Source organism: Streptomyces sp. NPDC088554 (assembly GCF_044752945.1).
Taxonomy (GTDB): domain Bacteria; phylum Actinomycetota; class Actinomycetes; order Streptomycetales; family Streptomycetaceae; genus Streptomyces.
Window position 1 is genome coordinate 101141 of sequence record NZ_JBIVMF010000014.1, and the last position, 13397, is coordinate 114537.

The window sequence follows — 13397 nt, forward strand, 5'->3', positions numbered from 1 at the left end:
TCGTGAGTGTGTCGTGCCGCAGGACGGCACGCGCACCCCTCCACCGGTGATCCGGAGCACTACAGTCCCCCCACCGCGCGTCCTGGATCACCGAGCATCCGGACCTGAACGGAGGCGAGTCGCTCCCTATGTCCGAGATCATCAGCGACGCCAAACCCGTCGGCTCCACCGCGACGAGCACAGCCGACGCCGCACAGAAACCCACCGCGTCGCGAGTCGCTGTCGCGAGTCTCGTCGGCACGGTCATCGAGTACTACGACTTCGCCGTGTACAGCACGGCCGCCGCCCTCGTCCTCGGCCCGGCCTTCTTCCCCTCCGGCAACGCCACCGCGTCCACACTGGCCGCCTTCCTCACCGTCGCCGTCGCCTCCGTGGCCCGCCCGGTCGGTGTGGTGGTGTTCGGCACCATCGGCGACCGGGTCGGCCGCAAGCGTGCCCTCTTCCTCTCCCTGCTCCTGATGGGCGTGTCCACCGTCGGCATCGGACTGCTGCCCACGTACGAGACCGCCGGCATCCTCGCCCCCGTGCTCCTGGTGGCCCTGCGTCTGCTGCAGGGCGCCAGCATGGGCGGCGAGTGGGGCGGCGCGGTGCTGCTGGCCGCGGAACACGCGCCTCCCGGACGCCGCGCGGTGTACGCGTCGATCCCGCAGGCCGGCCCGCCGATCGGCTTCCTGCTGTCCAGCGCCGTGATCCTGCCGACACTCGCGTTCGCGGGCAAGGACGGCTTCGCCGAGTGGGCCTGGCGCATCCCGTTCCTCCTGAGCACCGCCCTGATCGTCGTCGGCCTCTGGGTCCGCTCCCGGATCGCCGAGTCGCCGATCTTCGACGAGCAGCCCGCCGATGACACCGCGGCACCCCGCTTCCCGCTCGCCATCCTGGTCAAGGAGTACCCCGGCCGACTGCTTCTCGGTATGGGCGCGGCGATCGGCGGTTCCTCGGTCTACTACCTGGCGACCGTCTACGCCCTCTCCTACGGCCCGACCTCCCTCGGCATCCCGCAGTCCACGATATTGACCGTCTCCAGCATCGGCGCCGCGGCCGAGGTGATCTTCATCGTGCCGGTGGCGATCCTGGCCGACCGGATCGGCAGACGCCCGGTGATCGTGGCCGGCGCGGCGGGGTGCGCCCTGTGGGCCGTGCCCATGTTCGGCTCCCTGCAGACCCGCAACACCGTACTGATCGCCGGGGCCTTCGCCATCGGGTTCGTCCTGTTCGCCATGATGTTCGCGCCCATAGCCGCGTTCCTGCCCGAGCTGTTCCCGGCCCGGCTGCGCTACACCGGTGCCTCGACGAGCTTCATCCTCGCCCTCACCCTGGGCGGCAGCTTCGCCCCGATCGTCGCCACCTGGCTGACTTCGCACTGGCAGTCACCGTCGGCCCTCGGCTTCTACAGCGGCGCGCTGTGCCTGGTCAGCCTGGGCTGTGTGCTGGCCCTGCCCGAGACCCGCGACAAGGATTTCAGCGTCTGACGCCCCTCGCCCGGAGTCCCGCTGTGCTGCTCCGCGGCACAGCGGGATGACGTGCACATGCTCACAGTGTCACCGTGTGGTAGCTCGGCACCATATTTCTCCGTCCTCCGCCGGCAGGAGACCTGATGCGCACCAGAACACCGGCCACCCACGTCGTCAGCGATGACGCTCCCCCCGCCCCGCTCCTGCTGCACCGGAGCGAGAACCCCTGGGGCGCGAGCCCCAGGGCGGTCGAAGCGGCACACGCCGAACTGCTGCGCGTCAACCGCTACCCCGACCCGCAGCACACCGCGCTCATCGACGCCCTCTCCGCCCACTACCGCGTCACCACCGACCGGGTCGCCGTCGGCAACGGAGTGGACGAGGTCATCCTGATGCTCGCCCTCGCCCTGCGCGCCACCGGCCGCGCGGTGGTCAACGAGGCCACCTACCAGGGCTACCCCAAGAGCCTGGAGGCAGCGGGCCTGCGCGTCGTGCACATCCCCCTCGACCACCACCGCGTGAACCCCGCCGCGCTGATGGCGGAGATGGACAAGGGCGCGGCTCTCGTCTTCGTGTGCAATCCGCACAATCCCACCGGGTCGCTCCTGGACGGCGGTGCGGTGCGGAGTCTGTCGGAGGCGGCGCGTGCCACCGGGTCGCATGTCGTCTTCGACGAGGCGTACGCGGAGTTCGCCGACGGTTCCTTCACCTCGGCGCTGCCGTGGGCGCGGGAGGGGGGGTGTGTCAGTGTGCTGCGGACGTTCTCCAAGGCGTACGGTCTGGCCTCCTTGCGCGTGGGTGCGCTGATCGGCGATCCCGACGTCGTCTCCCGTATCGGGACCGTGCAGGACGCCATGCCGTTCCACGTGAACCGGCTCGCGCAGGCGGCCGCCTGCGCGGCCCTGGAGGACCAGGCGTTCCTGGAACAGACCAGGGTCTACACCGCCACCGCCCGTACAGCGCTGTGCCGTGGCCTGGACCGGCTCGGCATCACGTACCTGCCCTCCCAGACCAACTTCGTCACCGCGCACCTGCCCGAAACCGCACCCGAGGTCACCCGGCGACTGCTCACCGACCACGTCCACGTACGGGACGCCACGGACATGGGAATGCCCGGCTGGATACGGATCTCCGTCGGCACCCCCACCGACGTCCTCACCCTCATACGCCGACTCGAAGCCGTCCTCTGAGACGTTCGGCCGGAACACACGGGCGCGGCCTCCGGGCAGTGTGCTCGGTCCCGGACCGGACTCCGCCGAACTACGGGAGAGCAAAGGCCACTTCGGCCGACTCATCAAGGGGGGTACGGCTCCGCACACTCGCCCGGTCCGACGCGTTGGCGCACTCGGACCGGAGGGGGACACCGTACGGCTGCGGGACGGCTCGCCTTCGAACGGGCGGCCAGGTCCTCGTACAACACCGCGCCAGGGGCCACAGCGGTTCGTACGGCTGTGTCGTGGCGGTGCGGCCCCGTCCCCACCCGGGGCCGCACTCCGAACCTCGTCCCTGGCGCCCGAAGAGCCTGGCGGCTCTCCGTGCTTCTCCGCTGCGCCTACTTCTTCCGCGCCAGGTTCAGACCGTCACCGATCGGGATGAGCACCTGCTCCACCCGGTCGTCCTCGAGGACACGGGCGTTGTACGCGCGGATGCCCTGCGTGTCGGCGGCGTTGTCCGAGGGGTCGACGATCTTCCCGTGGAGGAGGGTGTTGTCGCCGAGCAGCAGCCCGCCGGGACGCATCCGCGGGACCAGCTCCTCCCAGTAGTCGACGTAGTCCTCCTTCTCGGCGTCGATGAAGGCGATGTCGAACTGCGGCTCCACCGGCAGCGCGCGCAGTGTGTCCAGCGCCGGTCCGAGCTTGAGGGTGATCGTGTCGGACAGCCCGGCACGCTTCCAGTAGCGCTGGGCGACCGTGGTCCACTCCTCGCTGATGTCACACGCCAGCAGCGTGCCACCGGGCCGCAGACCGCGGGCCAGACAGATGGCCGAGTAGCCGGTGAAGCTGCCGACCTCCACGATGCGCACCGCCCCGGTGATCTGGGCGAGAAGAGTCATGAGACCGCCCTGCTCGGGGCCGATCTGCATGAAATTGTCGTCGGGAAAGAGCTTCTCGGTCTCGGCGGCGAGGTCGAGCAGGATCTCGTCCGGCGCGGTGCTGTGCGCCGCGACGTACTCCTGCAGCTTCGGGGTGAGGCCTTCTGTTGTTCGCGTCATGTATTCGAGCCTAGGGATTCTCAGGTCGGTGAATACCCGTCGTGCCGTCCTGTGGCACGACGGGCACACCCGCATATGCCGGGGGCTCGTCCGTGCCGCCCACCGGCACACCCCCTTCCCCAATCCCCCCTACTGCGCTGCGATAACAGCACCGAGCGCGGCCCGGCGAAGACACTCGATTTTCGACCCACCGACCGACGTGCATGAAATGCGAGTGAATTATGATATCTGAGTACCTGCTGCCGAATGAATCTCGTGAGACAGAGGCACGGTTAACCGGATTCGAGGCCATCTATGACGGATGGTCGAAGGCTCAGTTGGCGAATGTGGGTGTGACCGAAGGGTGGAAGTGCCTGGAGGTGGGGGGCGGCAGCGGCTCGATCGCCCGCTGGCTCGCCGAGCGCGTGGGGACGGCCGGACAGGTGGTGGTCACCGACCTCGACCCCCGCATGCTGCAGGGCCTCGCAAGCCACAATCTGGAGGTTCGCCGGCACGACATCGTCCGCGACGAGCTGGAGGCCGACACCTTCGACCTGATTCACGCGCGGATGGTGCTGACGCACCTGCGCGAGAGAGAACAGGTGATCGGCCGGCTGGTCCAGGCGCTGCGCCCGGGTGGCTGGCTGGTGCTCGAGGACTCCGACATGAAGTACATGGCGGTCCTGGACAGCACCACCGCGGATGCTCAGACGCTGATCGAGAAGGTGTCGTGGGCCGCGACCGAGGCACTGCGCAAGGGCGGGTTCGACCCCGACTGGGGCAGCCGGCAGTACGCGGCGCTGCGGCGCGGTGGACTGGTCGATGTCGCGGCCGCGGGCCATGTCACCACCTGCGACGCCGACTCGCCCGGCACGGAGCTGTTCCGGGCCTCCTATCGGCTCCTCAGGGACCAGATGATCGACACGGGCGTGATCACGAGTGCGGAACTCGACGCCTGGTACGCGGCGACGACCGAACCCTCCTTCGCGTGGTTCTCCCCGCTGCTGATCTCCACCCGCGGCAGGCGCCCCGCCACTGCCGCCTGACCGGCCGTCGACGTCGGAGGATCCGGGGGACGCCGGCCGGCAGGCCATCCGGGACCTCTCGCCCCAGGAGTGCCCCTGCCCGGCCACGCTCCGCCTCCTCCGTGCCGCTCTGCGGCACGGAGGGATGACATGTGAACGTTCCAGAACATCTCCTGGCGGCAGTCCGGCGACACGTTCTCCGTCCAAGGACGGTAGGAGAGATCTGATGCGGTACGTGATTTTCGCCCCCTCTTCCCGTACTGGACGAGGACCGCGGCCGGTCCATCAGCCCACGCGGGAGTGCGTCTCTTCGCCGACACCGTCATACGCGCTCCCGACCGGGTTCGGCGCGCCGGAAGAACGACGCGGTCGGCCGGAGCCGTCTCCGGTCCGCTGCCACGCCGCCGGACCAGGGCGGGAGGTCGTGCGCGGAATGGTGCTGCCGCGGCTGTCGACACTCGGGACCGGGCACCTCGGCGCACACGCCGGGACCGCGGAGCGGCTCGCCGCCATGCCGTCGCCCGAGAACAACACCACTGTCGGGCTCGTCGGCTCAGGCGCTGTTCTCGCCGCGGCCGAGTCAGCGATAGGAGCCCGCTCATGACCACATCGAGTGAAGAGGCAGGCATGTCCGCGACACACCGTGCTGATCTGATCCGCCCGTTGCCCGAGCTGCTGCGCACGCACGCCGCGCTGCGCGGGGCCAAGGTCGCGTACTCCGACGCGCAGCGGGCCGTGACCCACACGGAACTGGAGCGGCGTACGGCCCGGCTCGGCGGCCATCTGGTCGCACTCGGCCTGCCCCGGGGCTCGCGGGTGGTGATCCTGCTGGGCAACCGCGTGGAGATGGTGGAGAGTTACCTCGGCATCAACCGCGCCGGCTGCGTCGGTGTGCCGGTCAACCCGCACTCCTCCGACGCGGAGCTGCGGCACCTGCTCGCCGACAGCGACGCCCGGGCGGTGATCACCGACCCCGCGCACGCCGACCGGGTGCGCGCGATGCTACCGGCCGGACACCTCGTCGTGGTCGGCGACTGCCCGGACACGGTGTCGTACGAGGAGCTGACCACGCGCGAGCCGGCCGTCCCGGCGCGCGACGACCTCGGCCTGGACGAACCGGCCTATCTGCTCTACACCTCGGGGACGACGGGCCGCCCCAAGGGCGTACTGGTCGCGCTGCGCGCCGTGTTGTGGAACGCCGCCACCTGCTATGCCCCGATCATCGGGCTGTCCCCGTCGGACACGGTGCTGTGGCCGCTGCCGCTGTTCCACGCCTTCGGCTACAACCTCTGTGTGATGGGGGTGACCGCGGTCGGCGCCTCGGCGCATCTGGTCCCGGGCTTCTCCCCCGCCGAGGTGCTCGACGAACTGCGCGCCCGGCCGTACACCGTCCTGGTCGGCGTGCCGACGGTCTATCACAACCTGGTCCATGCCGCCGGTGCGGAAGGACTCACACTGCCCTCGCTGCGCGTGTGTTTCGTCGCGGGCGCGGTCACCTCGGCCACGTTCGCCGAGTCGTTCGAGACCGCCTTCGGTCTCCAGCTCACCGACAACTACGGCTGCAGCGAGACGAGCGGGCCGATCGCCACCATGCGGCCGGGCGGTGAGCAGGTGCCCGGTTCGTGCGGTCTGCCGCTGCCCGGACTGAACCTGCGCGTGGTCGACCCGGACACCGGTGTCGAGGTGCCGACCGGCGAGGTCGGCGAGATCTGGGTCAGCGGCCCGAACGTCATGCTGGGCTACCACAACCAGCCGGAGGCCACCGCGGAGGCGCTCCGCGACGGCTGGTACCGCACCGGCGACCTCGCCCGCCGCAACGCCGACGGCTACCTCTGGATCACCGGCCGGCGCAACGACGTGATCATCCGGGGCGGGGAGAACGTACATCCCAGCGAGATCGAGGCCGTGCTCGTCCGGGTGCCCGGGGTGCGCGACGCCGCTGTGACGGGACGGGCCGACGAGGAGTTCGGCCAGGTCCCGGTGGCGGTGGTGGTGCCGGAATCCGACGGTGTCGACTGCGCGGAGCTGTTCGCGCGGTGCCGCAGGGACCTCGCCTACTTCAAGGTGCCGGTGGAGATCCGCACCGTGGCCGCGCTGCCGAGGACGCCCACGGGCAAGGTCGCGCGCGAGCCGCTGGCCGCGCTGCCCGGCCGGCTGCTCGCGGTCGCCGGCTCCCACGACGGCCTGCGCCTCATGGGCGCCGACGGTGAGCCCGTCCCGGTCCCGGGCACCGGACTGCCCGCCGGGGCCAGTCCGCTCGCCGGCCGCGACGTGGCCCTGACGGGAGACGCCGGGGAGCTCGCGGACCTGATCGCCCACCACCTGGTGGCCGGTCACGAGGTCCGCGGTGTGGAGCGGTCCGGTACGGAGTACGACATCACCGTCACCGTCACCGGCTCCACCGTGACGGTCGCCGTCGAAGGATCCGCTCCCACCACCCTGACGCTGGCGGAGGGGTTGACCGACCACCGGATCCGTAACGCCGTGGACGTCGCGCTGAGCCGGCCGGGCGCCACCCTGGTCGCGGACGTACGGCCGGTGTCGACCACCACACCCGACCGGCTGCCCGCCAGGGCCGACCTGGCCGGGGTCACCGGGACCGACCTCGGCAGGGCGCTCGTCGACCTTGTCGTGGGCCAGGTCACCGAGGTGCTGGGCGAAGCCGGTCCGATCGAGCCGGACCGGGCCCTGCGCGAGTACGGGCTCACCTCGGCGGGCGCGGTCCGGCTACGGGACCGGGTCGCCGCCGCCACGGGGCTGCGCCTGCCCACGACGCTCGCGTTCGACCACCCCTCGGTGCGCGCCATCGCCGGGTATCTGCAGGCCGAGCTCACCGGTTCACCCGAGCCCCTGGCCACGGCCGCAGCGGCGGCCGGCACCGACGACGACGATCCCATCGTGCTCGTGGGTATCGGCTGCCGCTACCCCGGCGGGGTCGGTTCCCCCGAGGAGCTGTGGCGGCTGCTGGCCGACGGGGTCGACGCCATGTCCGGTTTCCCCGACGACCGGGGCTGGGACCTCGACCGGCTGTCCGACCCCGACCCCGACCGCAGCGGCACCTCGCACACCCGGTGGGGTGGGTTCGTCGACGAAGTGGCCGACTTCGACCCCGAGTTCTTCGGGATCTCGCCGCGTGAGGCGCTGGCGATGGACCCGCAGCACCGGCTGCTGCTGGAGACCTCCTGGGAAGCGCTGGAGCGCGCCGGCATCGACCCGACCTCCCTGCGCGGTAAGCGGGTCGGGGTGTACGCGGGGCTGATGAACCAGGACTACGTCACCGATGCGGACCAGGTGCCCCGCGAACTGGAGGGCTACATCGGCACGGCCACGGCCGGCAGCGTCGCCGCCGGGCGGGTCGCCTATGTGCTGGGGCTGCGCGGCCCGGCGCTCATCGTCGACACCGGCTGCTCCTCGTCCCTGGTGACCATCGACCTCGCGGTGCGGTCGATCCGCCGGGGCGAGTGCGAACTCGCGCTGGCCGGCGGGGTGACCGTCATGGCGTCGCCGCAGCGGTTCGTGGAGTTCAGCCGGCAGCGCGCGCTGGCCGAGGACGGGCGGTGCAAGGCGTTCGCCGCGACCGCGGACGGCACCGGCTGGGCCGAGGGCGTCGGAATGGTGGTGCTGGAACGGCTGTCCAGCGCCCGCCGCGCCGGGCACCCGGTGCTGGCCGTGATCCGGGGTTCCGCGGTGAACCAGGACGGTGCGTCCAACGGCCTGACAGCGCCGAGCGGGCCGGCCCAGCAGCAGGTGATCCGGCTCGCCCTGCGGGACGCCGGTCTGACACCGTCCGAAGTGGACGCGGTCGAGGCGCACGGCACCGGCACCCGGCTCGGCGACCCGATCGAGGCCGGTGCGCTGCTGGCCGCCTACGGGCAGGACCGCGACACCCCGCTCTGGCTGGGCTCGCTGAAGTCCAACATCGGGCACACCCAGGCCGCGGCCGGGGTCGGCGGTGTGATCAAGATCGTGCAGGCCATGCGCCACCGCACCCTGCCGAAGACCCTGCACGTGGACGAGCCGTCGCCGCACGTCGACTGGGCGGCGGGAGATGTCCGGCTGCTCACCGAGAGCATGCCGTGGCCTCAGCAGGACCGGCCGCCGCGCGCGGCGGTCTCCTCCTTCGGGATCAGCGGCACCAACGCGCATCTGATCCTGGAGGCACCACCGGAGGAACCCGCGCCGACGCCCTCCGCCGAACCGTCCGCCGTCGCCTGGACGTTGTCCGGCAAGACTCCCGAGCGGCTACGGGACTGGGCGGCCCGGCTGCTCCCCATGGCCGGGGACGTCGCGCCGGTGGACCTCGCGCACTCGCTCACGGTGGCCCGCGGCCACTTCGCCCACCGCGCCGTCGTCGTCGGCGGCGACCGCGAAGAGCTGCTGGCCGGGATACAGGCCCTCGCCGAGGGGAAGCCGGCGCAGAACATCGTCTCCGGAGCGTCGGGGGTGGACGGGAAGGTGGCGTTCGTCTTCCCGGGACATGGCACGCAGTGGGTGGGCATGGCGGCCGGGCTGATGGGCGAACCGGCGTTCGCCGAATCCGTCCACGCCTGTGAGCGGGCGCTCAAACCCCACGTGGACTGGTCGCTCACCGAGGTACTGGCCGGAGGCGCCGACCAGTTGGAGCGGATCGATGTCCTGCAGCCCGTGCTGTTCGCGATGTCGGTGTCACTGGCCGCCCTGTGGCGTTCCCGCGGTGTCGAACCGGACGTGGTGCTCGGCCACTCCCTGGGCGAGCTGGCCGCCGCGTGCGTCGCGGGCGCGCTGCCGCTGGAGGAGGCCGCCCGCGTCGTCGCGGTACGCGGCCAGGTCATCGCCCAGCTCGGCACCGGCGCCGGCATGGTGTCGGTGACCGCGCCGCGCGAACAGCTGGAGTCGCTGCTGGAGCGCTGGCCGGACCGGCTCTGGATCGCCGCGCTCAACAGTTCGTCCACCACCGCGGTCGCCGGTGACGACCCGGCGCTCGACGAGCTGCTCGCCCAGTGCGCGCTGGACGGTGTGCACGCCCGCCGTATCGGCATCGGCTACGCCTCGCACTGCCCGAAGGTGGAGGCACTCCACGACGAGCTGCTGGCCAGGCTGGGAGAGGTACGTACCACCAGGCCGTCGGTGCCGATGTACTCCACCGTGGACCTGGACTGGGTCGGCGCCTCCACGCTGACCGGCGCGTACTGGTATCGCAACCTCCGGCAGCCCGTGCTGTTCCAGCCGGCCGTCGAGCACCTCGCCGAGCAGGGTTTCCGGGTCTTCGTGGAGTCCAGCTCGCACCCGGTGCTGACCTCCGCGATCGAACAGACGCTGGACGAGGGCGGTACGACCGGCGTCGTCACCGGCACCCTGCGCCGCGGCGACGGTGGCCCCGTACGGTTCCTGATGTCCGCCGCGCAGCTGTACACGCGGGGGGTGGACGGTGTGAACCTCGCCACCGGCACCGGACGGCCGGTCCCCCTGCCGACCACACCGTTCCAGCGGCGGCGGTTCTGGCTCACGACGACCGCCTCGCCCAAGGCGGGCACCGGCCACCCGCTGCTCGGCACACTGGTCGAATCCGCCCGCAGTGGTGAACTCGTGGCCTCCAGCCGTATCTCGCCGGTCGAGCAGCCATGGCTGGCCGACCACGCGGTGAACGGAACCTGCATCCTGCCCGGCACCGCGCTGCTGGACCTCACCCTGCGCGCCGCGCACGGCACCGGCGGCACCGGACTCGCCGAGCTGATCATCGAGGCGCCCCTGGTCCTGTCCCAGCAGGGCACGGCGGAGCTTCAGGTCGTGGCGGACCCGGGCCTGCGTACGGTCGAGGTGTTCAGCAGGCCCGACCAGCCCGGCAGCCAGTGGCGACGCCACGCGCAGGGCACGATCGAGGACACCCGCGACACCCGTGACGAGCCGTTCGCCGGGGACCTGCCCCCGGCCGACGCCGAGGAGATCGACTTCGACTACGCGTCGCTGGCCGAGCGCGGCTACGAGTACGGTCCGGCGTTCCAGGCCGTACGCAGGCTGTGGCGGCGGGGCGAGGACCTGTTCGCCGAGCTGCGGCTGCCCGAGGAGGCACCCGGCGGGTTCGCCGGCCCCGGACTGCACCCCGTGCTCGGTGACGCCGCCATGCACGCCGTCGCCCTGACCGAACCGCTGCAGGACGGCCACGTCGCGCTGCCGTTCGTATGGCGCGACGTGTGGGCCGGCGACTGCCGTACCACCCACGCGTACTCCCACCTGACGCCCAGTGGCCAGGACGAGTTCACCGTGAACGTCACCACCGCCGAGGGTGCACCGCTTTTCCGGGCGACACTCGGAACACGCACGGTGGCCCTGCGCGAGCTGGCGGGCACACTGCCGACGGATTCGGTGTACCGGACGCGGTGGACCGAACTCGCCGACCCGGTGGGCGCGACCACACCGAAATGGGCGCTGCTCGGCACCGACCTCCTCGGTGTGACCGCCGACCTGGTCGATGTCGCCGACGCCGACGCGGTCATCTGCACCCCGGCGCCCGACGATGTCCGGGAAGCGACGCTGGACACACTGTCCCACCTCCAGCACTGGCTGGCCGCCGACCACCCGGCCGACATCCCCCTCGTCGTGCTGACCCGCAGCGACGACCTGGCCCACGCCGCGGCGCGCGGCCTGGTGCGGTCGGCGCAGTCCGAGCACCCCGAACGGTTCCTGCTGGTCGAGACGGACGAGGATCCCCGGTCCTCGGCGCGGCTGGCCGACGCGGTGGCCGCCGGACGGCCGCACGTGCGGATCAGCGCGGGCCGGCTCCAGGCACCGGAACTGGCGCGCGCCACACCGGCGCGGAACGCCCGGCCGGAGCTCGGCGACGGCACCGTCCTGATCACCGGCGGCACCGGCACGCTCGGGTCGCTGCTGGCGCGGCACCTGGTGACCGAGTACGGGGTCCGCAGCCTCCTGCTCACCAGTCGCGGCGGGGCGCGGAACGCCGAGCCGCTCGTCACGGAGCTGAGGGAGCTGGGCGCCGAGGTCGCCGTCGCCGCCTGCGACGTCGCCGACCGGGACGGTCTCGCCGCCGCCCTCGGTCTCGTACCCGCCCGGTATCCGCTGGTCGCGGTGGTGCACACGGCCGGGGTGATCGCGGACGGTGTGGTGACCGGGCTGACCGCCGATCAGGTGGAGCAGGTGATGCGCCCCAAGGTCGACGGCACACTGAACCTGCACGAGCTGACCAAGGACACCGAGCTGGCCGCCTTCGTGCTGTTCTCCTCGGTGGCCGGAGTGCTGGGCAGTCCGGGACAGGGCAACTACGCGGCCGCGAACGCGTTCCTGGACGCGTTCGCGGAGCACCGCAGGGCCGACGGGCTGCCGGCGCAGGCCCAGGTGTGGAGCGGGTGGGAGGAGACCTCCGGCATGACGCAGACGCTGCACGCGCGCGACCGGGACGGCACCCTCCCGGACGCCACCCTGCCCCTGCCCACCGCGTTCGCGCTGGCCCTGTTCGACGAGGCGCTGCGGCAGGACGACCCGGTGCTCACCCTCGCCCGGTTCGACGTCGCCAAGCTGCGCGGCCACGGGACGCCCGCGCTGCTGCGCGCTCTCGTGCCCGCCGGACCGGCCGCCGCGGCGCCCGTTGTCCCACTGCGCGACCTGGCCCCGGCCGAGCGGGCCGAACGGCTGCTGGCCGAGGTGCGCGCGATCGCCGCCGAGCTGCTCGGCCATCAGGACGCCGAGGCCCTGGCCCCGGAACAGAGCCTGCACGAGGCCGGGTTGGACTCGCTGACCGCGGTGGAACTGCGCAACCGGCTGAGCGCCCTGACCGGGCTGCGGCTGCCCGCCACGCTCGTGTTCGAGTACCCCGCGCCACAGGATCTGGCCGACCACCTCTACCAGGAGCTGGACGCCTCGGCAGAAGCGAGCGCCTGATACGGCCACCGGGCCGTCAGCCCGCCACCGGGCGGCTCGGCGGCATCGACGTACTGATCAGCAACGCCGATGCGGCCGGGCCTGCCGGTGGCGGATCGTGGCTCCGAGGGCGACCTCCGGGGCCATGATCCGGGTGGTGGTATCCGTCCCGTGGCCTCCGGCCCCTACACGATCACACCCCCCTTACGGCAGGGCCGTACCCCCCTTACCGTGCTGTCGCACCCCCCTTACAGTGGTGTCGTGTCCTCAGGAAATGCTGTCGTCGCGCGCAACGTCCGCCTTCTCAGAGAGCAACGGGGGCTGTCCCTGACCAGATTGGCCCGGGAGGCGGGCCTCGCCAAACAGACCCTGTCCAATCTGGAACAGGGCACGGGCAACCCCACCGTGGACACGTTGTTCTCGATCGCGACGGCGCTGGGCGTGCCGGTGACCAGGCTGGTCGCCGAGCGCGAGCAGGTGATGACCGTTCAGCGCGGATCCGACGTCGTCTGGAAGGAACACCAGGGCTTCAAGTCCCGGGCCCTGGACCATCTGTACGGCTCCGGTGTCATCGAGAACTATCTGATGCGCGTCGCCCCCGACCGGGACGGCACGGGGAAGCCGACCGAGCCGCACCCGGTGGGCACGCTGGAGCACCTGTACGTGATCAGTGGCCGGGTGCGGGTGGGCCCGGCGGACAGCCCGGTGGAGTTGGCCACCGGTGACTTCGTGCGCTACCCGGGCGACCGGCCGCACGTGTACCAGTCGTTGGAGGGGGAGAGCCTGGTGCACATCGTGGTGAGTGTGCCGCGGGCGCAGCCCTGCACCGGGTCCACGAGCACGGCGCGGACCCACGGCGACGGCGCGCACTGAACC

Annotated in this window: 6 protein-coding genes; 5 read left to right on the forward strand and 1 reads right to left on the reverse strand. The window is 71.7% G+C overall.

The window, feature by feature from the left end; genetic code table 11:
- Positions 1-128: 128 nt before the first annotated feature.
- Both ACIP8W_RS18210 and ACIP8W_RS18215 read left to right on the forward strand, forming a co-directional pair.
- Complete coding sequence (locus ACIP8W_RS18210) at positions 129-1469, forward strand: MFS transporter (protein ID WP_401956232.1); 1341 nt, start codon at positions 129-131, stop codon at positions 1467-1469.
- A gap of 125 nt (positions 1470-1594) precedes the next feature.
- On the forward strand, positions 1595-2641 hold the full coding sequence (locus ACIP8W_RS18215; RefSeq protein WP_402203659.1) for a pyridoxal phosphate-dependent aminotransferase: 1047 nt from the start codon (positions 1595-1597) through the stop codon (positions 2639-2641).
- A 362-nt stretch (positions 2642-3003) separates the two neighbouring features.
- On the opposite strand, the gene ACIP8W_RS18220 is transcribed toward ACIP8W_RS18215, so the two are convergent.
- Complete coding sequence (locus ACIP8W_RS18220) at positions 3004-3663, reverse strand: O-methyltransferase (RefSeq protein ID WP_401956234.1); 660 nt, start codon at positions 3661-3663, stop codon at positions 3004-3006.
- 221 nt (positions 3664-3884) lie between these two features.
- On the opposite strand from ACIP8W_RS18220, the gene ACIP8W_RS18225 reads away from it, so the two are divergent.
- The 3 genes from ACIP8W_RS18225 to ACIP8W_RS18235 all read left to right on the forward strand — a co-directional run bounded on the left by ACIP8W_RS18225 (position 3885) and on the right by ACIP8W_RS18235 (position 13394).
- Positions 3885-4688, forward strand: coding sequence for a class I SAM-dependent methyltransferase (locus ACIP8W_RS18225; RefSeq protein WP_401956235.1), 804 nt, complete (start codon positions 3885-3887; stop codon positions 4686-4688).
- A gap of 579 nt (positions 4689-5267) precedes the next feature.
- A complete protein-coding gene (locus ACIP8W_RS18230) occupies positions 5268-12542 on the forward strand; it encodes an SDR family NAD(P)-dependent oxidoreductase (RefSeq protein WP_402203662.1) in 7275 nt (2424 codons plus the stop codon).
- Positions 12543-12782: 240 nt separating this feature from the next.
- Complete coding sequence (locus ACIP8W_RS18235) at positions 12783-13394, forward strand: helix-turn-helix domain-containing protein (protein ID WP_401956237.1); 612 nt, start codon at positions 12783-12785, stop codon at positions 13392-13394.
- Positions 13395-13397 lie beyond the last annotated feature (3 nt).

Excerpts from the sequence above, each read along its gene's own strand:
- ACIP8W_RS18210 (WP_401956232.1), top strand. The coding sequence starts at position 129 with ATGTCCGAGATCATCAGCGACGCCAAACCCGTCGGCTCCACCGCGACG.
- ACIP8W_RS18215 (WP_402203659.1), top strand. The coding sequence starts at position 1,595 with ATGCGCACCAGAACACCGGCCACCCACGTCGTCAGCGATGACGCTCCC.
- ACIP8W_RS18220 (WP_401956234.1), bottom strand. The coding sequence starts at position 3,663 with ATGACGCGAACAACAGAAGGCCTCACCCCGAAGCTGCAGGAGTACGTC.
- ACIP8W_RS18225 (WP_401956235.1), top strand. The coding sequence starts at position 3,885 with ATGATATCTGAGTACCTGCTGCCGAATGAATCTCGTGAGACAGAGGCA.
- ACIP8W_RS18230 (WP_402203662.1), top strand. The coding sequence starts at position 5,268 with ATGACCACATCGAGTGAAGAGGCAGGCATGTCCGCGACACACCGTGCT.